We start from the raw sequence: 18,996 nt of genomic DNA, 5'->3' as shown, positions 1-18,996 counted from the left end.
ACATGCCAGCACAGGTGCACGAGTTCGTCTGGCCGGATCGGGTCGTCATCGGCACCGTCGGGCGCCCGGGGGCGCGGACGTTCTACCTGCAGGTCCGCGCCGGGTCGCAGATCGAGAGCGTCGCGATGGAGAAGGAGCAGGCGGCCCTGCTCGCGGAGAAGGTCGACGAGATCCTCGACCAGCTCATGACCGTCGAGGGCAACCGCTACAGCGTCCCCACCGGCACCCCCGTCGAGCTCGTGGACAACGACGAGCTCGACACCGTCCAGGAGCTGTTCCGCGCCGGAGCCCTCGGCATCGGCTGGGACCCCACCACCGCCCAGGTGATCATCGAGGCGCATCCCCTCCCCGAGGACGATGCGCTCGACGAGATCGACACGGAGGAGTCCGAGATGCTGCGGGTGCGGATGCCGGTGGGCACCGCCCGCGCGTTCACCCGGCGCACCCGGGAGATCGTGGAGGCCGGACGCCCCCTGTGCACGCTCTGCGGCGAGCCGATGGACCCTGAGGGCCACATCTGCACCCTTCCCGAGCTCTGATGCCCGAGACGGACCTGGCGACCGCGGAGCTGACGCTCATCGGCCGCCTCACGACGGCGTCCAATGCGACGTTCGTGGGCACGATCGGCGACACGCGGGTCGTCTACAAGCCGGTCGCGGGCGAGGCCCCGCTCTGGGACTTCCCCGACGGCACCCTGGCCGGCCGAGAGGTGGCCGCGTACCTGATCTCACAAGCCCTCGGCTGGGGCATCGTGCCGCGCACCTGGCTGCGCGAGGGTCCGATGGGCGTGGGCATGGTGCAGCTGTGGCAGGAGCAGGATCCCGCCCAGCACGCCGTGGACCTGGTGCCGACGGATCACCTGCCGATGGCGGGCTGGCGCAGCGTCCTCGAGGGAGACGACGGTGACGGGGAGAGCATCACCCTCGTGCACGAGGACTCGCCGGCGCTGCGCCGCATGGCGGTGTTCGACGTGCTCGTCAACAACGCCGACCGCAAGGGCGCCCATGTCCTCGCCATGGGCGGGGGCCATCGGCACGGCGTCGACCATGGGCTCACCTTCCACCGCGAGCACAAGCTGCGGACGATCCTGTGGGGATGGCTGGGCGAGGCCCTGACCCCCGAGGAGCTCGAGGGCGTCGAGCGGGTCGGGGACGGACTGGGCGGCGAGCTGGGGAGCCACCTGGCGGAGCTGATCAGCGCCGAGGAGATCGCAGCGCTCGCCGCACGCTGCGCCGAGCTGAGTGCGACGGCGCGGTTCCCGGCGCCGCGCGGCGGGATGCCGGCGGTGCCATGGCCGCTGTTCTGAGATCAGCCTCGCGGACATCTCCTCCGCGGCATCGGAGGTGAGCGGGCACGCCGTCGCGCGCGTCATCGTCGCTCGACCGCGAGCCTCCTCGCAGCCGGGCTCAGCATCGCCGCGGCCCTCGCCGGCGTCCTCGCGCCGTCCGTGCTCGTGGGCGAGAACCTGGGCGGCATCGAGGCGACGGCCGGCACCGCCGTGCTCCTCGCCGGTGCGTTCGTCGTCGCCGTGATGCGGGACCACCTCGAACGGGCGGCCACCCTCCGCCAGGAGCTGGACGAGGTGATCTGACATGGCCGTCTCCGTGAGGATGGACGTCCTGCTCGCCGAGCGTGGCATGAGCGTCGGCGCTGCGAGGCCTCCGGCTCCGTGCCCGAGCAGCATCGAGGAGAGCGCGGTCAGTGCGCCTCGCCGAGACCCCCGGTCAGCCGGACGGTCGGGACCACCGACTCGGGCAGACTGCGGGGCGGTTCGACCCGCTCGCCGTCGACGGGCACGCCGCCCCCGTTCGGGAGCTGCAGCGTCGTCGTCATGAACACGCTGTGAGGGTCGTGCACGTACGCCCCGAAGGGCTCGCACTCGAGGAAGCCGGCCCTGCGGTACAGGCTGCGCGCCGCCGCGAAGAAGTCCGCGCTCCCCGTCTCCAGGGAGATCCGCTCGACCCCTCGCCTGCGAGCATCCTCCACGGCATGCGACAGCATCCGCGCCGCGATGCCGCGCCCTCGGTGGTCGGGCGAGGTGCGCATGCTCTTGAGCTCCTCATGAGCGTCCCCGACCTCGGCGAGCGCCACCGTGCCCAGCACCGCCCCCTCCTCTGCGGCGACCCACATGCGCACGCCGCTGCGACGCAGAGCCTCGGCGTCCAGGGCATGCCGACTCTCCGTCGGCGCGGTCGGCGCGAGGTCGTCGAGGTGCTCCTGCAGGAATCGCAGGAGCACGGGGTCGTCAAGGTCGGCGTCGAGGATGTCCATCACGGGAGCATTCAAGCAGGTCCCGGGGCGCGCTCCCGTCGGAGCTCTGCCGCGCCGTCGCGTCGAGCGCCACGACGGCGCGCACCCTCGCTGGACCCGCGATCACCGCCGTCCTGACTGTGGCCATCGTCGGCGAGCACCTGCCCGCCATCGGATGGGCCGGTCTCGCAGGCATCTGCACCTCCCGACCTGGCTGGTCTCATCGCCGACGGAGAAGAGCGTGCAGAGGTGGCGGTCGTAGGCCGGCTCGTGGGGCCACTGCTCGCGATCGAGCGCCGCAGCCAGGTGAACGGCACGAATCGGGGCAGGCGCGAGTCTCCCCCGGTCTGCGAACCGACGGCGGGACGGGACTCCACCGAGCACCGACTCGGAACGCCCTCTGCGGCCTGCTCAGGTGACGTTCCGGTCGGCGTCGGGCGTCGGTGCGCTCCCGCCTGTCGGGCATTCACCCCATCGGTGACGTGGGGTCCGCTGCGATCCTGTGCACGCGACTGTCGAAGAACACGAGCGGCTCCTGCGATTCGTCACGGTCGAGCGCATGCACCTCGAGAAGCATGAGCGTACGGTCACCGGCCTCGATGGCGGTCAAGGGCTCGACCTCGATCGTCGCCAGGGACCCGCGCACGAACGCGGCCTGCCCTGATACCTCGGCATCGATCCCGTCGAAGCGCTCGGCGGTCGGGCGACGCAGGTCGCTCAGCACCTGCTCCTGCTCCGCCCCGAGCACACTGATCCCCCACCGCTCGGCACGCCGCAGAACGGGCCACGTCGTCGACGTGTGTGCGAACGACAGCGACACGAGCGGCGGATCCAGCGAGACCGACACGAGCGAGTTCGCGGGCATGCCCACGATCTCGCCGTCGACCTCGGCTGCGACGACCGACAGGCCCGTCGCGAAACCCGCCCTCGACTGTCGCATCCGTTCCGGCGTGATCACTTCATCCACTCCCCCAGGCCGTACTGCTCGGGCACCCCGAGGTTCTCGCGCAGCGTGGATCCGACGTACTCCTCGGGGTAGAGACCGCGCTCGCGCAGGATCGGCACGACCTCGTCGACGAACGCGTCGACGCCGTCCTCGTAGACGTCGGGCGACATCCAGAACCCGTCGGCCGCGCCCGCCTCGAACCACTCCTGCATGTGGTCGGCGTGCACGGATCCGGGGCCCACCGTCACGGGGTGGTAGTCGATCACGCCGTGGGCGAGGATGTCGCGCGGCGACCACCCCTCGCGCGCGACCTCGAGTGCGATCTCGGAGCGCGGATCCTGCGGATTGGCGTGCGCGATCGCGAGCTGCTCGGTCGTGAGCGGGGTGTCGATGTGCTGGGGCTGGATCGGCACGCCGATCATGGCGCCGAGGTGCGGCAGGCGCGCCTCGATGACCTCTCCCGACATCGACATGCGCCGGTCGAGCCCCTCGCGCACCGTCGGGGTGACGGTGGTCAAGATGCCGACGATGAACTTCACGTCGTCGGGGTTGCGACCGGCGGCCTCCGCCGCCCTACGCAGCGCCGCGCGCGAAGCACGGGCCTCGTCGATCGTCCACACCTCGGTGATGAAACCACTCGCGTAGCGTCCCGCGATCTCGAGCAGATGCGGGCTCGGCCCGCCCGAGGTGAAGACGACGGGCTGGCCCTGCTCCGACGGCGGCAGCGCGAGCGGACCGCGCGACGCGACGTGCTCGCCTCCGAGGTTGACGGGCTGCAGCTTCGAGGTGTCGAGGAAGCGGCCCGACTCCTGGTCGTGGATCCAGGCGTCCTTCTCCCAGCTGCCCCAGAGCGACTGCACGATCTGGATCGACTCGTGAGCGCGCTGATAGCGTTCGGCGCGGTCGGCGACGGGCTTGCCGTAGTTCGCCGCGACGAGCTGGTCGCTGGTCGTGACGGCGTTCCATCCGGCGCGGCCGTGGCTCATGATGTCGAGCGTCTTGAACTGGCGGGCCGTGTTGAACGGCTCCTGGAAGGTCGTGGACCCCGTCAGCACGAAACCGATGTTTCTCGTCGCCTGCGAGATCACGGCCGCCTCCATGAGGGGATCCATGATGTTGCTGACGGTGCCGCTCTCAAGCCCGCCGCGCACAGCCGGGAAGTCGGGCGTGAACACGAATGAGAAGCCACCGCGTTCAGCCGCCTGTGCATAGCGGATGTTCGCTTCGACCTTCGCGTAGTTGGTGGGGTCGACGTTCGGGGCGCGCCATGCCCCAGGGAGAGTGCCATAGCCGTCGGTCAGCGCCATGCCGAGGATGATCTTGCGTTCTGTCATGCTCACATCGTCCAACCTTGACAGTGATGTGAATGTCAACTCCGAGCACGAGGGAACTCTCACAGGTATCCTTGACATCAATGTGAAGGAGAGTCGGATGCGGATCGGCGAGCTGGCACACAGGACCGGGGTACCTACGCGCATGCTGCGGTACTACGAGGAGCAGGGGCTCATCACGCCCCGGCGGCTGGACAACGGGTATCGCGAGTACGACGAGCGCCTCGTGGCGCGCGTGCATCAGATCCGCGGACTGCTCGATTCGGGGATCGCGACCCGCATCATCGGCGACATGCTGCCGTGCCTGACGGACACCAGTGGCACGGTCGTCGCCGATCCAGATCCCCAGCTGCGCGCCACGCTCGTCGAGCAGCGCGACAAGATGATCGAGCGCATCACCTTCCTGGAGCGCAACCGCGACGCCCTCACTCGCTACATCGGAGCGATGGACAGCGCCTCGACGGACACTCGCTCGACGTCGACGACGGCCACCTCGCACTAAGCCGCCTGGCAGCGTCTGCACAACCACCTCGACGCGTCCGCTCACGAGGAGTGGGCGTCCGAACGCATCAGCGAACAGCCCTCCGGCGTCTTCGCCGGCAATGACCTCGAGGCATGGCTGCGCGGGCAGATGGTCGGCACCATCACCCTCGTCGGATGCATGACGAACAACCGTCTGATCGCCTCCGCCGCCCCGAACGCTCAACCCGACAGCTGAGCGACTCGCACAGACTCCGGATGACGCACAGCCCTGCATCGGCCGCGACAGCGCACTGGGCAATATACCCATAGGGGGTATAGGTTCCGTTGTATTCATGCCGAGCCATGGCGCCCCGTCGGGCACGACCATGCACCCGACCCCCGCCGGCCCACGCCGCCTGAGGAACAAGGAGAAGAGGATGACAGAGTCGAGGCAGCCGCGTTCTGCGGTCGTGCCCCTGCTGGTGATCGCGACGGCACAGCTGATGCTCGTGCTCGACGACTCGATCGTGAACATCGCACTGCCGAGCATTCAGAGCGAACTGGGTGTCGAACCAGTGCACCTGCCGTGGGTGGTCAACGCGTACATCCTCGCCTTCGGCGCACTGCTCCTGCTCGGCGGCCGGATCGGCGATCTGTGGGGGCGCAAGCGCACCCTGCAGGTCGGCATCTCCCTCTTCGTCGTGGCCTCGCTCGTCGGCGGCCTCGGAGCCAACGTGGAGATGCTCATCATCGCCCGGGCCGTCCAAGGACTCGGTGCAGCGCTGGCAGCGCCGAACGCCCTGGCGCTCATCGCCACGACCTTCTCCGAGCGCTCCATGCGCGACAGGGCGCTCTCGCTCTACGGCGCGATGTCCGGGCTCGGCATCGTCATCGGCTTGCTGCTGGGCGGTGTGCTCACCGACCTGCTCGACTGGCGCTGGGTGTTCTTCATCAACGTGCCCATCGGCCTCGTCGTGCTCTGGGGCACCCGCACGCTCGTCGCCGCCGAGCGACGCACCGGCCGCCTGGGCATGATCGGCGCGGTGCTCGGCACCGGCGGCATGATCTCGCTGGTCTACTCGATCACCCGCTTCGGCGAGGACGGCTTCGCAGATCCGATCGCATGGACCCTCGTCGGGCTGGCCGCGGTGCTCCTCGTCGCCTTCGTCCTCGCCCAGCGCTCCAGCTCGCGCCCTCTCGTGCCACTGTCGCTGTTCGCCGACCGCAGCCGAACCGGTGCGTACCTGACGATGCTGGGACTGGCGATCGGCCCGATGGGCACCTTCTACGTCGTGACCCTCTACCTGCAGGAGGTGCGCGGGTTCAACCCGCTGATCACCGGTCTGTCCTGGCTGCCCTTCGCCGCCGGCATCGTCCTCGGCGCGGGCATCGCGCCCACACTCCTGCTGAAGCTCACGCCGCGCTGGGCCGCCGCGCTCGGCGCATTCCTCGCAGCCGGAGGGTCGCTGTGGTTCTCGCGGATCACCGTGGACACGGACTACTGGACCGGCATGGCCCCCGCGATGCTCGTCATCGCGCTCGGCTTCGGGCTCGGGGTCGTGGCGCTGACGCAGGCCGCCGTGTACGGGGTCGACGCCGACAAGGCGGGAATCGCTTCGGCGCTGCTCAACTCCGCCCAGCAGATCGGCGTCGCCCTGGGCCTTGCGGTCCTGGCGGGCGTCGCCGCGACCGTCACTGCCGGGACTGCCAGCAGGGGCCGCAGGCCCTCGTCGAGGGCTACAGCATGGCGCTCATCGTGGGAACAGGAATCCTGCTCGCTCAGCCGTCCTGGCGCTGCTCACGCTGGGCGGCCGGGTGAACACTGCGGAGCCTGCCCTTCGCGCCGGGGACCGCGCCGCCGATGAGTGACGAGGACGAGCAGCAGCAGCAACCTCGACGCCCGAACGAGGGCCGCAGTCCGCCCGCGCCCCACCGACCGCTCACCACGGAAGCACCGCCCCGTTCACAGCCTCGGGCACCGAGGCAGGATCGACGACTGGAAAAGGATCAGACGATGCACTCCCACAACGACGACGCGAAGTACATGGCCGACATCAAGGACGGCGCTCCGGAGATGGTCTCGGCCTTCTTCGGATTCGACAAGGCCGTGTTCACGAAGGACACCGGGAACCTCGACCTGGCAACCCGAGAACTCATCGCAGTCGGCGTCGCCGTGACCACGCAATGCCCCTTCTGCATCGAGGACCACGCCAAGCGTGCCGTCAGGGCGGGGGCATCCAAGGCAGATGTCGCCGAGGCCGTGATGGTCGCGGCCGCCCTGCGGGCCGGCGCAGGCGTCACCCACGGATGGAAGGCGATGAAGAGCATCACCGCGGACGAGTAGTCGGTTCCTGCCCCGCACAGCCGAAAGACTGCTCGAGCGATCTCGGTCCATTCGCGTCAAGGTCGACGACCCCCGGCCGTCCTGTCACGTGGCGTTTCCGCAAGGCGGTGCCATTCGGGGCAGCAGAACCACATCCCGTGGAGCAACCGGATCCTCGAAGGACTGCAGATCGACACTCCACTCCACCGAGTTCCAGGGCATACCCATCCCTGGACGGCACCCAGGCGGTCGCAGAGCGGCGGTCAGCGATCGGCTCAGTACGTGAGGAAAGACGACGACTGAGCACGTTGCGCGGCCGTCGCACCGGCGTTCAGATCCACACACCAACTCGGATACACCCGGAAGCCACGTTTGCCGGGCCGCGCCCCCGACGTGATGCCCAGCCGGGCGAGATCCGCAGCGGTGAACCGGAAGACGCCGCGTCTGCCCAGCTGCTCCACGAAGACCAGCAATCCCGCGGCAGGTTCAGCGTCACTGAACGGGGTCGTCACTCCATCGGCGCCTCGCCTCCAGAAGGCGACGAATGCACCCGGTTTGGTGGGTGTGTTCCGTGCGGTACGGATATGCCATGTGTCGCGGTCGATCTCCACGATTCCCGACTCGTAGTCGCTGTTCTGTTCCTCCGGCGCGATCGGGATGGCGAGCCCCATCTCGGCGGCGTATGTCTCGAAGGCAGGAAAGTTCACGAGACAACGCTACCGCTGGAGATGGCGCCGCCCTACCGCCACCTTCCCATCAACCCTTCACACAAGCCGCCACGCGATGCCGGCCGGGCACCGCGCGACGCGGGCATGCACCCGGAGCAGAGGCGATCACGCGTCGAGGCGGAACTCGACCGAGTCCCGGCATAGAGCAACCTCTGAAGACGGAAGCCCGAGGAGCTCTCACGTCACACCGCGAGCGTCATCACTTCGACGCGGTTCCCGAAGCCGTCGCGCGCATGGAAGCGGACATAGCCCTCGAAGGTGTCGCGCTCAGCCCAGGAGAGCTCGTATCCCGCATCGGCGATGCGCTCTGCCGTCGCCTCTAACTCATGACGGGAATCGAGAAGAAGACCGGGATGAGCCTTCTTGGCAGGAAGGAACGGGTCGTCCACGCCGAGATGAATCTCAGCGGTGATCACATCACCGTCGAAGGCGCGGAACCAGCATCCGCCACGTCCGGCCAGCGACGGCGGCTTGGCCACTTCGTGCAATCCGAGCGCCTCGCCATAGAAACGACGAGACTCGTCCTCCTCCCCGCGAGGGATGGCAACCTGAACGTGATGCAGCTTCATCTGCGCCTCCAATTCATCTTGCTGTCAAGATAAATCTAGCAGCGTGGCCACCCGGTCGCTCCCCCACACAAGCATCCACGCGGCACGCATCGCCCGCCACTGATGTGACTGCACAAGATCGATCCGCCCTCGCGCCAATCGACTGCTGGAGATCAGCTCTGACCAAGCGGTTTGTGCATCGATCCTGAACTCGACCGAGTTCCGGCACGAAGAACCATCAGCGACGACGCGGCCTCATCTCGCGCTGAGGCGCGCGGCAAGTGCGCCTGCAACCTCATCCGCAGTCCGAGCTGTCGTGTCGAGTTCCACGACCTCATCGGACCACGCGGCATAGTCGGCTCGACGGCGCTGCACATCCGTCCAGGTCGGTTCGCCGACGTAGGCGAGACCGCGATCCCTGCCGCTGAGCCTCCGTTCATGCTCTTGCGCATCAGCGACCACCAGATGCACGAAGTCGATTCGAGAACTGGTGCGCGCGGCCGCAGCCCGCCAGGTCTCCCTGGCGTCCTCGCTGTCGTTCACCGCATCGATGATGACGCTGCGACCGAGGCGAAGGTTCAGTTCCGCCATAGCGCGAGCCGCTTCGTACGCGGCGACGCCGACTTGCCATCCGCGCGTCAGACCGCAGGCGAGAATCCACTCCTCGACGGCATCGATGGACAGATGCACCGAGCCTGTGCGCGCGGCGGCGATCTCAGCAACGCTTGTCTTTCCGACGCCGGGAAGACCGGAGATCATGATGAGGTGCCCGGTCATGCGACATGCAACGGCGTGATCGCGGCGACCTTCTCGCGCAGAGCGCGACGCTCGAGCCGCAGCTCGTAGTTCGACTGCAAGTTCATCCAGAACTCTTCGGAGGTCCCGAAGTACCGTGCCAGACGGATCGCCGTATCAGCGGTGATCCCCCGTTGGCCGTGCACGATCTCGTTGATCCGGCGCGGCGGCAGACCGATGGACACCGCGAGCTCGTTCTGCGTGATCCCGAAGCCCTCGATGACATCCTCCGTCAGGATCTCCCCCGGATGATGGATCGGCTCGCTCAGATCGCTCTCAGTGGTAGTCGACGAGTTCGACATCGTCCGCACCTCCCTGTCTCCAGACGAAGCAGAGACGCCACTGCGCGTTGACGCGGATGCTGCGCTGTCCACCGCGGTCCCCGAGCAGTCGTTCCAACTGGGCCCCGGTGGGACCCGGAGGGCATTGACATCAATCGCCGCATGGATCAGTTCGAGCTTCCGCAGGGTCGCCCGCTGCACCGTCCGGTCGATGCGCTTGACGTACTGCTCATGCCAGACGCGCTCGGTGTCCTTGCTGCCGGACGATCTGCTCACTAGACCAGTGCACAACGGACCCCGCCATCAACGCTAGACGTTGAAGCGGAACTCCACCGAGTTCCGCTACAAGCCAACCTCTGACGATGAGTAGTCAAGTTGCCAGCGCTAATCATCCCGCGGGTCAGAGCGTTGCTCTGATCCGTTCGTACAGTGCACGGCCGAGACCAGGTGCGCATAGCCACCGGCGACGCAAAGGAGCATTCTCACCGCGATGCGGTCGGCCAGCTATGACCGAGGATCGCAGTTGAAAAGCAAAGCGCGTCGCTCGCTCCTGAGCACCGCGATCGGGCGCAGAAGGATCTCAGATAGAGGTTGCCAGGTCATCGCCGGTTATCGAGCGCCGACTGTTTCGATGTCGTGTACGCGGTGTGGGCGGCGAGAATAGCCGTCACGGAGAGTACAGCGACGCTCAACGCAATCACCGGCAGGTGATCGATCAGCAGCATCGCGGCGATCATGATCCCCACCAGCACGGCTGCTGCGATGAATCGTGACCGTGCGAGGCGTCCGAATCGGGACCGGAGGAACAGCAGGTTTCCTGCCAGGTATACGAGCGGACCTGCGGCCGTCACGAGAACGATTGCGGGCGTGAGGTGGTCGTGGGAGAGCCGCAGCTCGATGGAGACGGCGACGAGGATCGCGCCCAAGACCATAAAAGCATGCGCATAGGCGTAGGCCGATCGGAGAGCCCCAGTTGACGAGTCCCCGCCGTGGGTATCAGGGCCAGCGAGGGCGAAGTAGTTCCACCAGAGCACGAACAGGGACGCGAAGCCGACGATCAAGCTCAGAGCGAGGCCGGGGGTGAGCTGCCCGTGGGAGACGATGCTGCCGCCCATGAGCAGGATGGACTCGCCCAGGGCGATGATGAAGACGAGACGGTTGCGCTCGGCCAGGTGCTCGGCGTCGGTGTCCCACTGGTGCATGGGGGCTGCGCCGATACCGGGGATCCGGTAGTGGGCGAGCGGGGCCGCGTAGTCGATGAGCACCGCGATCAACCAGAGACCCAGCCGCCACTCGAGGGGCAGTGCCGCACCGAGGACCCAGAACATGCCGGCCAGCAGGGTCCACAGCAGCAGCATGCGGTAGTTGGCTGCGAGCTGGTGGCCGCGGTAGGTGATCATCATGAACATAGGACGGAGGAGGCCCATGAACAGGTAGCACCCGACGAAGAGCCAGGCTCCGTCGCCGAAGGCGCTGGGTATAGCGATCGACATGCCCAGTGCGGCGAGCATGAGCACCCCGGAGAGCAGCTGCACTGGGGTGCGGCTCGGATCCAGCCAGTTCATCGCCCAGGCGGTGTAGTTCCAGCCCCACCACACCGCGGCGAACACCACGATGGTCTGGGCAGCGCCCTCCCAGGAGAGGTGCTCGATGAGCAGGTGCGAGAGTTGGATGATGGCGAAGACGTAGACCAGGTCGAAGAAGAGCTCGACGGGGCCGACCTCGGATCGACGGTGCCCGATGCGGGCGAGCGGGACGGTAGTCATGGTTGGTGAACCTCGTATGTGTGGTGCGGGGGCCTCGAAGACGACAGCGACGAGCGGGCGTCCAACTGGCTGGACGCCCGCTCGAGACGCTCGTGCCGGCTCTCAGCCTTCGCGGATCGTCATCTTCGCGAGCTTGTCGCCGTCGACGTCGAAGACGAACTTCGAGCGGCCGTTCGCGTGGTTGGAGCGCCAGTCGCCGATGACGGTGATCGTGCTAGCGGCGATGTCGACCTCCTCGACCGCGAGGGTGCCGCGCGAACCGATGAACTCCTTGTCGCTCCAGGTTTTGATCTGCTCGCGCCCAGTGAAGTCGCGGCCCCAGTCGTCGACGGTCCCGTCAGGAGCGAAGGCGTCGAGGAAGGCTTGTTCGTCGTGGTCGTTGACCGCGGTGATGAACGAGGCCACGGGCTCGGGGATGGTGGGTGCTGCCATGGGGCGCTCCTTATTTCGTAGGGTCGAGCTCAGCGGGTGGTGTATCCGCCGTTGGCGAAGATCGTCTGGCCGGTGATCCACCAGCCCTCGGAGGCGAGGAAGCGGACGATCGGGGCGATGTCCTCGATCTTCGTGAGCTGACCGCCCATACCCTGCGACTTGTGGAACTCGACCCGCTCCGGGGTCTCCTGGCCGTAGAAGAACGGCGTGTCCATCGGACCGGGCGCGATCGCGGTGACGGAGATGCCTCGGTCGGCGAACTCCTTGGCCGCGGCGCGAGTGAAGTGCTCCACCGGCGACTTGCCTCCGGCGTAGGTGGAGTAGCCGTCGGTGAACGCGGCCAGCAGCGCGGTGACGATGGTGATGATCTTGCCGCCGTCGGCGAGGTTCTTGCCGGCCTCCTGGATGAAGAAGTAAGCGGCCTTGGAGTTGATGTCGAACATCGAGTCGTACTCGTCCTCGGTGGTCTCCACGATCGGCTTGCGCAGCACCTTGCCCGCCGTGTTCACCGCGACATCGATCGTCCCCAGAGCCGCCTCAGCGTCGGCGAACAGTTCGGCCACGTTCGCCGGAACCGTGAGGTCCCCCTGAAACACCGCGCCCTTGCCTCCAGCCGCTTCGACGGCGGCCAGCGTCTGCTCCGCGTCCGCGCGACTGGAGTCGGAGTTGTAGTGGATCGCGACGTTCGCGCCGGCCTCGGCTGCTTGACGAGCGACCAGCCCGCCGAGGTTCTTCGCGCCGCCCGCGATCAGGACGTTCTTGCCGTTGAGCGTGTGATCGGCCATGACAGCCCTCCATATCGTTGATATGCAACAGTATTACTCTGCTACATACGCTAACGTAGCACTATGACAGGAGCACCGACAAGCGATACACGGGAGCGACTGATAGCGGCAGCCGCCGACCTCATCGCCGCCGCCCCCGGCGAGGAGTTCTCCCTGCGCGCGGTGTGCGACGCAGTCGGGGTGAAGATGCCGACGCTCTACCACTTCTTCGGCTCCAAGCAAGGGCTGATCGACGCTGTCATCGAGCACGGGTTCGACCTCTACCTGAACGAGAAGTCGTCGATGGAGTCCTCGGGCGATCCCATCCAGGACATCCGTGCCGGCTGGGATGCCCACGTCGCCTTCGGTCTGGCCAACCCCGGGTTCTACACTCTGATGTACGGGAAGGTCCGCCCTGGGCACTCCCCCGAGGCGCAGTCCCGTCCCAGCGAGATCCTGCGCGCGCTCACGGCGCGGGCCGCCGAACAGGGCAGGCTTCTGGTGCCCTCTGAGCAGGCTGCCGCGCACATCCTAGTGACCAACATCGGCGTCACCCTGCGCCAGATCATCCTGGCAGCGCCGGATCCTGCCCTGTCTCAAACTGTCCGTGAAGGCGCTATCTCGGCGATCACCGGCAAGGGAACACGAGACAACGACTCGCTCACCACTGCCATCGAGCTCGCTGCAGCACAACCGGATGTCCTCGGCAGGGCGGAGACCCAGCTCCTCATCGAATGGCTCGGCCGGTTGAGCAGGGTTGAGAAGCTGCAGTAGGCGAGTGCCACGAGCTTCGGAGAGGCACAGCGGTTCAGGAGGTAGACAAGAGACCTTCTTCGATCAAACCAACGCCGTGCCAGCGGGCAGGATTCGCGCCGCGCGTACAGAGTGCCTAACTCAACACTAGGCCGTCGTAGATGCGCTCGGACGGCTCGACGTCCCGATCGACGGGGACGTGGAATGTGGCGATGTGCAGCCGTTGCCCGTCAGACCTCACCAGACGTTAGTTTGAGAAGCGGAACTCCACTGAGTTCCGGCACGGACAACCATCTGCGTCAACTGCCCGCCACGGGCCTCAAGAGTGGTCGGCGACCAACCTCCCAAGCACGTCGAGATCGTGGCGGTCCTCCGGCCGGAGGTCGTAACCGAGCCTCAGCGCCATGAGTCGCGCGGCGCACGCGACAACTACCGAGCGATCTCCGATCACTCCGACCGCGCGCTCGCGCGCTCGGTGGACGAACGAGTCTTCACCGAAGCCCTGCTGGACCCCGTCGCCGACACAGTCCACGTCCATCGGATGGATGTCGACCGCCCTGTCGCCGGCGCGCAGCTCAACTCGGATCGGACGCCAGTCCTCCACGATGCTGTATCCGCGACCGAGCAACCATTCCATGAGGGCGTCGACCGTCGTCGAGTCGACGAACACATCCAGATCACCATGCGATCTGGTCTGGGAACCGTGCAGAGCGTCAACGGCCCATCCGCCGTTGACCTGGTAGACGACTGATCGCTCCTCGAGCCAGGCAACGACTCGTACTACCTCAGCGGCGTCCATCCCGCTGAAGGTCATGCGGATTGCAGCGGCACGATGGCGTCGATCTGCTCAGCCACGCGATCCTCTGCGAGGTCGAGGTCGTAGAGCGTCTGCAGGTTCAGCCAGAACTGTGCGGTGGTGCCGAAGAGCTTGCCGAGCCGGAGCGCGGTGTCCGCCGTGATCCCCCGCTTGCCATGCACGATCTCGTTGATCCGCCGAGGCGGGACGCCGATCGACACGGCGAGCTTGTTCTGCGTGATCCCGAAGCCCTCGATGAAGTCCTCCATGAGGACCTCCCCAGGGTGGATCGGGGCAATCTTCTCAGTGGTAGTCAACGATCTCCACCTCCTCCGGTCCTGCGTCGGTCCGCACGAACCAGATCCGCCACTCGTCGTTGATCCTGATGCTGTGCTGCCCGGCGCGGTCGCCCTTCAGCGCTTCGAGCCGGTTGCCCGGCGGGACCCGAAGATCCTCGATGGACTCCGCCGATCCCACCTGACGAAGCTTGCGCAGTGCGACCCGATGGATCCGATGATCGATCGAGCGCACTCGCTCACGACGCCACAATCGTTCGGTGTCCTTGCTCCCGAACGATCTGATCACGAGACCAGGACATAACGACCGGCGTCAATAACGCTAGACGTTAAACCGGAACTCCACCACATGCCCACACGTAGGGCAGTCTGCGCGTGAACGGCGCAACTGGCTGAACAGACCAACGAGCGAGCCGAAGGACAGCGCTACCTTGGGCTCGACCTTCCCGCCGCGAGATGTCGGTTTGGAGACCCGAGCTCCACCAAGTTCCGGCACGTGAAGCCAACTGCAGTTGACGACCAACATGCGTGTCCACGGAGGTCCACTTCACCTCCCGGCCACGCCCCCAGCAACGTGTTGATCGGGTACGTGAGGATCGGTCGGCCCGACTCGTCCACGCGAGGCTCGCCATCGCGGCCTAAGCCGAAACTGCCACCAAGCCGTTCCTGACACCCCTATAGAAGCGCGGAGGCCTGTGCAGGTGGCCACCAACCCGAGTAGATCGTTGTTCCGCCGTCAGTGCTGAGCTCTTCCCAGCGGTGTGCCCACTCCTCACGAACCTTGGTTGGCGGCCACGTGCAGCTTCTCAGTTCAGGAGGGACCAGAGGGTCGTCTCTCATCGCACGTTCAAGCGCTTCAGCAAGTATGAGCAGTCGGACCTCTTTCGGCAGTGAGGAGGTATCGGCTTCTTGGGCGATGGCGTCTTGGATGCCCTGATAGGGCTCGATGATGGAGGCCTTAGGCCAGAGCATCTCTGCGATCACGAGTGGGTCGTTCACGCCCCGCACCGAGAGATCAGCCGTGGTGGCGGTCGCGACGTACCGCATGGAATCCGCGGACAACATATCGCGGAGGTCGTGCGGGCTGGCGTAAAGGCCTGTCGAGATTGTGGCTGCTCCCAGCTTCAGGAGTTCTCGGCGCAGACTGTCGCGGACGTGGCGATCTGCCTCGGGCGCGCTGACAGCTATCAGGAGCCAGCTCCCGTCCCACCTCACTTCGCCAGCATCCTGGGCGAAGGCAAGTGCGAGGCTCTGCCGGTCTCGCTGCAGACGCCGGAGGCCAGTGCCAGTGAGAGTCAGGCTCCCTGCCCGTCCCCTGCCATGCTGCACTACACCGCCTGCAGCGACGAGGCGACGGATCGCCAAACGTACAGGCTGGTCCTCGAGACCTGCAAGATTGGCCACGGCGTACACCTCGGCCAACGACACCTCGCCCTCGAAGGGCAGGAAAGCTTCGACGAGAGTCCGGGGGGTGATCTGCATGTCCATCACACAACCTTCAGTTCCATCGTCGTGTACCCATCGAAGCCGTACACAACCGAAAGGAATCCGAGCGCCCCTCCGCCGACGGGCCTGAACCCTTGACGTTCATAGAGTGCCCGTGCACGAGGGTTGCTGTCCACGACGGACAGGCGCACTCTCCGCACGTCTATACTTCGCGCATAGCTGCTCGCCGCGTTGAGTAATGCGGTGCCGATGCCGAGGCCCCGCGCGGCTCGGTCGACGCAGATGCCATCCAGCACGAGGGCGTCCGAGCAAGTGGACCTCGACAGCACTGCAAGAACGGTGCTTGCACGCGCGGCAGCTGAAATGGTCAGCGCGCGACGCAGACTCGACCACTTCAAGTCGACTGCCCCAGACTTCGCGCCGTAAAAGCCACAGACGCCGAGCAGCGCCCCCTGCCGACGAGCGACGAGCACATTCTCCGACTGCAACCCGGCCTTCACTGCCTGGACGCCGGTCTGATCATCGCGGAAGCCGGGACGCAGCTTCCGAGCGAATGCCTCCCAGTACAGCTCCGCGACACGCGATCGCTCGCTGTCACCGATCCCTCTGCTGATGATCACCTCATGCATGCGCTTAATCTATCAGATATTATACGCTCGTGATCATTCCGATACATACTCGATCCTTGCGCGTCGCTGCAGTTGCGCTCGTGACGGCACTCGTTGCCCTGACCGGGGTCGCCCTCGTGGGCAACGACTTCCGCTTCTCAGAGCGCCGGGTCTCCATTCCCGGGCCGGAAGGCAACCTCGACGGCGTGATGACGCTCCCCGACGACGGAACTGCCAGAGGTGTCGTTCTGATGGTTCACGGGGACGCCGCCGCCGAAGCCACACAGGATGGCCTCTACGACGCCTGGTTCGAAGGCGCAGCCGATGCCGGCTTCGCGACCATCTCGTGGAGCAAGCCAGGCGTTGGAGGATCAGATGGGGACTGGCTGTCGCAGTCAATGAGCGACCGGGCCACTGAGGTCGAGGCAGTGCTCGACTGGGCCCAGGCCCGCGATGATGTCCCTACCGACACAATCGTTCTGTGGGGTGCCAGCCAGGCCGGGTGGGTGCTCCCCAAAGTCGTCGCCGCCCGCGCGGATGTCGATGGAGTAGTTGCCGTCAGCCCGGCGATCAACTGGCTACGGCAGGGCCGCTTCAATCTCCTTGCCGAACTCGACCATGACAAAGCAAGCACGCAAGAGCGCGAACGCGCGGTAGAGGAAAGCGACCACACGCGCAAGCTCCTCGAACAGCGAGCATCCTACGAGGACTACTTAGCAACGACGGACACCGCCGACCCGATGAGCAAAGACCGCTGGCGCTTCGTCATGCGGAACTTCGGCGCGGACGCAGAGTCCGATCTTGTCGCCGCAGGCACCCGAGAGATCCCCGTGCACCTGATGGTGGGATTGCACGACAGGAACGTCGACGTAGCCGAGACCGAAGATGTCTACAGATCAACCTTCGGCCCGCACCTGACAGTCTCGCGACTTGACGGTGCACACTCACTCGCCCGCACCGCGATGGAAGACAATGACGCGATCGGACTGGCCGCCGCGATCTTCTGGCCACGAGCGATCTTCGCTCCCAGAGCCATCGACGACTACAGCAGCTTCCTCTCCACGATCGGGTAAGACAGGGTGTGAGGATGCAGGGGCCGACGCAGCCAAGACGATCTTTCAGCATTCGACGCGCGTCGACCTAACTGCAAGCTCTCCGAGTGGGCGACGCTGAGCAGGTCCGAGTGAGCAAAGCCTGGATCGGCGAGAACTTCGCCGATCAGGGTCATCATGGCAGTCTGGTGGCGGGGCGTCGTGGGTCACTTCGCTTTGCTTCCTGCAGGAAACAACTAGGATTTCCACGCTTCCCCTTCGACGTCTACAACAGCGGGAGTTCCGCGGAAAGTAACCTCATGCCAAGGGGCGCACCCCAGACGTTAGAGCGAAAATCTCCATTCCACCACGTCGCCGTCCTTCATGACGTACTCCTTGCCCTCGATGCGCACCCAGCCCTTGGCCTTGGCCTCGGCCATGGAGCCTGCCTCCATGAGCTGGTCGAAGGAGACGATCTCGGCCTTGATGAAGCCGCGCTCGAAGTCGGTGTGGATGACGCCGGCGGCCTGGGGTGCGGTGGCTCCCTTGGGGATGGTCCAGGCGCGGGACTCCTTGGGGCCGGCGGTCAGGTACGACTGCAGGCCGAGGGTGTCGTAGCCGACACGGGCGAGCTGGGCGAGCCCGGACTCCTCCTGGCCGGTGGACTCGAGCATCTCGGCAGCCTCGTCCTCGTCGAGCTCGATCAGCTCGGACTCGAACTTGGCGTCGAGGAAGATCGCCTCCGCGGGGGCCACGAGCTTGCGCAGGGCGTCCTGCGAGGCCTTGTCGGCGAGGCCCTCCTCATCGGTGTTGAACACGTAGATGAAGGGCTTGGCGGTCATGAGCTGCAGCTCGCGGATCGCGGCGATGTCGATGCCCGCGTCCACGGCGCCCTGGTAGAGGGTCCTGCCGGTCTCCAGCAGGGCCTTCGCCTTGACGACATTCTCCAGCACGGCGGCGTCGACGAGGCCGCGCTTGGTGTCCTTCTCCAGGCGCTGCATCGAATTCTCGATGGTCTGGAGATCGGCGAGGATCAGCTCGGTGGTGATGGTCTCCATGTCCCCCGAGGGCGTCACCGAGCCGTCCACACGGGTCACGTCGGGATCGGCGAAGGCGCGGGTGACCTGGCAGATCGCGTCTGCCTCACGGATGTTGGCGAGGAACTTGTTCCCCAGCCCCTCCCCCTCGCTCGCTCCCTTGACGATTCCGGCGATGTCCACGAAGGAGACGGTCGCGGGCAGCAGCTTCTGGCTGTCGAAGATGGTCGCCAGGTCGGCGAGCCGCGAGTCGGGCAGCGGGACCACGCCGACATTGGGGTCGATCGTCGCGAACGGGTAGTTCGCGGCGAGGACCTCGGCGCGGGTGAGGGCGTTGAAGAGGGTGGACTTGCCGACGTTGGGCAGTCCCACGATTCCGATAGTTAGAGCCACGGGAGGTGAT

Annotated in this window: 24 protein-coding genes; 8 read left to right on the top strand and 16 right to left on the bottom strand. The window is 66.3% G+C overall.

Translation table 11 applies throughout. The features are described 5' to 3' along the window. The first annotated feature begins 2 nt into the window (after positions 1-2). The 3 genes from CFK41_RS05180 to CFK41_RS17905 all read left to right on the top strand — a co-directional run bounded on the left by CFK41_RS05180 (position 3) and on the right by CFK41_RS17905 (position 1,591). Positions 3-539, top strand: a complete 537-nt coding sequence (locus CFK41_RS05180; RefSeq protein WP_096800945.1) for a DUF3090 domain-containing protein — start codon at positions 3-5, stop codon at positions 537-539. Further along, a complete protein-coding gene (locus CFK41_RS05175; protein WP_096798704.1) occupies positions 539-1,306 on the top strand; it encodes an SCO1664 family protein in 768 nt (255 codons plus the stop codon). The genes CFK41_RS05180 and CFK41_RS05175 overlap by 1 nt, the downstream gene beginning before the upstream one ends. A gap of 147 nt (positions 1,307-1,453) precedes the next feature. After that, positions 1,454-1,591 (top strand): hypothetical protein, encoded by a 138-nt coding sequence (locus CFK41_RS17905; protein WP_169928790.1) that lies wholly within the window; start codon positions 1,454-1,456, stop codon positions 1,589-1,591. Positions 1,592-1,698: 107 nt separating this feature from the next. Here CFK41_RS17905 and CFK41_RS05170 read toward each other — a convergent pair whose 3' ends face one another. From CFK41_RS05170 to CFK41_RS05155, 3 genes are all read right to left on the bottom strand, one after another. Further along, the gene (locus CFK41_RS05170) at positions 1,699-2,271 is read right to left on the bottom strand and encodes a GNAT family N-acetyltransferase (protein ID WP_096798703.1); all 573 of its coding nucleotides are present in this window, start codon (positions 2,269-2,271) and stop codon (positions 1,699-1,701) included. 445 nt (positions 2,272-2,716) lie between these two features. Next, positions 2,717-3,217 carry a flavin reductase family protein gene (locus CFK41_RS05160; protein WP_151904680.1) on the bottom strand — a complete coding sequence of 167 codons (501 nt, stop codon included), beginning with the start codon at positions 3,215-3,217 and terminating at the stop codon, positions 2,717-2,719. Further along, positions 3,205-4,530: an NtaA/DmoA family FMN-dependent monooxygenase gene (locus CFK41_RS05155; RefSeq protein ID WP_096798701.1), complete on the bottom strand. Its 1,326-nt coding sequence runs from the start codon at positions 4,528-4,530 to the stop codon at positions 3,205-3,207. Before CFK41_RS05155 ends, CFK41_RS05160 begins: the two co-directional genes overlap by 13 nt. Positions 4,531-4,627: 97 nt before the next feature. Here CFK41_RS05155 and CFK41_RS05150 point away from each other — a divergent pair, with 97 nt between their 5' ends. The 3 genes from CFK41_RS05150 (at position 4,628) to CFK41_RS05140 (ending at position 7,333) form a co-directional block, all read left to right on the top strand. Beyond that, positions 4,628-5,029: a MerR family transcriptional regulator gene (locus CFK41_RS05150; RefSeq protein ID WP_096798700.1), complete on the top strand. Its 402-nt coding sequence runs from the start codon at positions 4,628-4,630 to the stop codon at positions 5,027-5,029. Between the two features lie 397 nt (positions 5,030-5,426). Beyond that, complete coding sequence (locus CFK41_RS05145) at positions 5,427-6,854, top strand: MFS transporter (RefSeq protein WP_227873216.1); 1,428 nt, start codon at positions 5,427-5,429, stop codon at positions 6,852-6,854. A 149-nt stretch (positions 6,855-7,003) separates the two neighbouring features. Beyond that, positions 7,004-7,333 (top strand): carboxymuconolactone decarboxylase family protein, encoded by a 330-nt coding sequence (locus tag CFK41_RS05140; RefSeq protein ID WP_096798699.1) that lies wholly within the window; start codon positions 7,004-7,006, stop codon positions 7,331-7,333. Positions 7,334-7,587: 254 nt separating this feature from the next. Here the strand turns inward: CFK41_RS05140 and CFK41_RS05135 are convergent, their stop codons facing one another. The 7 genes from CFK41_RS05135 to CFK41_RS05100 form a co-directional block, all read right to left on the bottom strand. Next, positions 7,588-8,019 carry a MepB family protein gene (locus CFK41_RS05135; protein WP_096798698.1) on the bottom strand — a complete coding sequence of 144 codons (432 nt, stop codon included), beginning with the start codon at positions 8,017-8,019 and terminating at the stop codon, positions 7,588-7,590. A gap of 203 nt (positions 8,020-8,222) precedes the next feature. Next, the gene (locus tag CFK41_RS05130; protein ID WP_096798697.1) at positions 8,223-8,609 is read right to left on the bottom strand and encodes a VOC family protein; all 387 of its coding nucleotides are present in this window, start codon (positions 8,607-8,609) and stop codon (positions 8,223-8,225) included. Positions 8,610-8,843: 234 nt separating this feature from the next. Next, a complete protein-coding gene (locus CFK41_RS05125) occupies positions 8,844-9,365 on the bottom strand; it encodes an AAA family ATPase (RefSeq protein ID WP_096798696.1) in 522 nt (173 codons plus the stop codon). Further along, positions 9,362-9,685, bottom strand: a complete 324-nt coding sequence (locus tag CFK41_RS05120) for a HigA family addiction module antitoxin (RefSeq protein ID WP_096798695.1) — start codon at positions 9,683-9,685, stop codon at positions 9,362-9,364. Before CFK41_RS05120 ends, CFK41_RS05125 begins: the two co-directional genes overlap by 4 nt. Positions 9,686-10,263: 578 nt before the next feature. After that, complete coding sequence (locus tag CFK41_RS05110; protein ID WP_076808293.1) at positions 10,264-11,430, bottom strand: low temperature requirement protein A; 1,167 nt, start codon at positions 11,428-11,430, stop codon at positions 10,264-10,266. 102 nt (positions 11,431-11,532) lie between these two features. Continuing rightward, positions 11,533-11,862: a nuclear transport factor 2 family protein gene (locus CFK41_RS05105; RefSeq protein ID WP_076808295.1), complete on the bottom strand. Its 330-nt coding sequence runs from the start codon at positions 11,860-11,862 to the stop codon at positions 11,533-11,535. A gap of 29 nt (positions 11,863-11,891) precedes the next feature. After that, positions 11,892-12,647, bottom strand: a complete 756-nt coding sequence (locus tag CFK41_RS05100) for an SDR family oxidoreductase (protein WP_076808296.1) — start codon at positions 12,645-12,647, stop codon at positions 11,892-11,894. A gap of 63 nt (positions 12,648-12,710) precedes the next feature. Between CFK41_RS05100 and CFK41_RS05095 the strand changes: the two genes are divergently transcribed. Beyond that, positions 12,711-13,400: a TetR/AcrR family transcriptional regulator gene (locus CFK41_RS05095; protein ID WP_096798694.1), complete on the top strand. Its 690-nt coding sequence runs from the start codon at positions 12,711-12,713 to the stop codon at positions 13,398-13,400. Positions 13,401-13,698: 298 nt separating this feature from the next. Here the strand turns inward: CFK41_RS05095 and CFK41_RS05090 are convergent, their stop codons facing one another. The 5 genes from CFK41_RS05090 to CFK41_RS05070 all read right to left on the bottom strand — a co-directional run bounded on the left by CFK41_RS05090 (position 13,699) and on the right by CFK41_RS05070 (position 16,546). Then, on the bottom strand, positions 13,699-14,193 hold the full coding sequence (locus CFK41_RS05090) for a nucleotidyltransferase domain-containing protein (protein WP_096798693.1): 495 nt from the start codon (positions 14,191-14,193) through the stop codon (positions 13,699-13,701). Then, on the bottom strand, positions 14,190-14,492 hold the full coding sequence (locus CFK41_RS05085; protein ID WP_096798692.1) for a HigA family addiction module antitoxin: 303 nt from the start codon (positions 14,490-14,492) through the stop codon (positions 14,190-14,192). The genes CFK41_RS05090 and CFK41_RS05085 overlap by 4 nt, the downstream gene beginning before the upstream one ends. Further along, positions 14,479-14,760, bottom strand: a complete 282-nt coding sequence (locus CFK41_RS05080; protein ID WP_096798691.1) for a type II toxin-antitoxin system RelE/ParE family toxin — start codon at positions 14,758-14,760, stop codon at positions 14,479-14,481. Before CFK41_RS05080 ends, CFK41_RS05085 begins: the two co-directional genes overlap by 14 nt. A 386-nt stretch (positions 14,761-15,146) precedes the next feature. Continuing rightward, positions 15,147-15,959, bottom strand: coding sequence for a PaaX family transcriptional regulator (locus tag CFK41_RS05075; protein WP_096798690.1), 813 nt, complete (start codon positions 15,957-15,959; stop codon positions 15,147-15,149). Continuing rightward, the gene (locus tag CFK41_RS05070; RefSeq protein WP_096798689.1) at positions 15,959-16,546 is read right to left on the bottom strand and encodes a GNAT family N-acetyltransferase; all 588 of its coding nucleotides are present in this window, start codon (positions 16,544-16,546) and stop codon (positions 15,959-15,961) included. The genes CFK41_RS05075 and CFK41_RS05070 overlap by 1 nt, the downstream gene beginning before the upstream one ends. A gap of 29 nt (positions 16,547-16,575) precedes the next feature. Between CFK41_RS05070 and CFK41_RS05065 the strand changes: the two genes are divergently transcribed. After that, positions 16,576-17,598 carry a serine aminopeptidase domain-containing protein gene (locus CFK41_RS05065; protein WP_227873214.1) on the top strand — a complete coding sequence of 341 codons (1,023 nt, stop codon included), beginning with the start codon at positions 16,576-16,578 and terminating at the stop codon, positions 17,596-17,598. A 302-nt stretch (positions 17,599-17,900) separates the two neighbouring features. Here the strand turns inward: CFK41_RS05065 and ychF are convergent, their stop codons facing one another. Continuing rightward, positions 17,901-18,986: a redox-regulated ATPase YchF gene (gene ychF / locus CFK41_RS05060; RefSeq protein ID WP_096798688.1), complete on the bottom strand. Its 1,086-nt coding sequence runs from the start codon at positions 18,984-18,986 to the stop codon at positions 17,901-17,903. Between the last annotated feature and the right edge of the window lie 10 nt (positions 18,987-18,996).

The sequence above is a fragment of the Brachybacterium ginsengisoli genome, from assembly GCF_002407065.1.
GTDB lineage: Bacteria > Actinomycetota > Actinomycetes > Actinomycetales > Dermabacteraceae > Brachybacterium > Brachybacterium ginsengisoli.
This window is presented reverse-complemented; position numbering and strand designations above follow the sequence as displayed.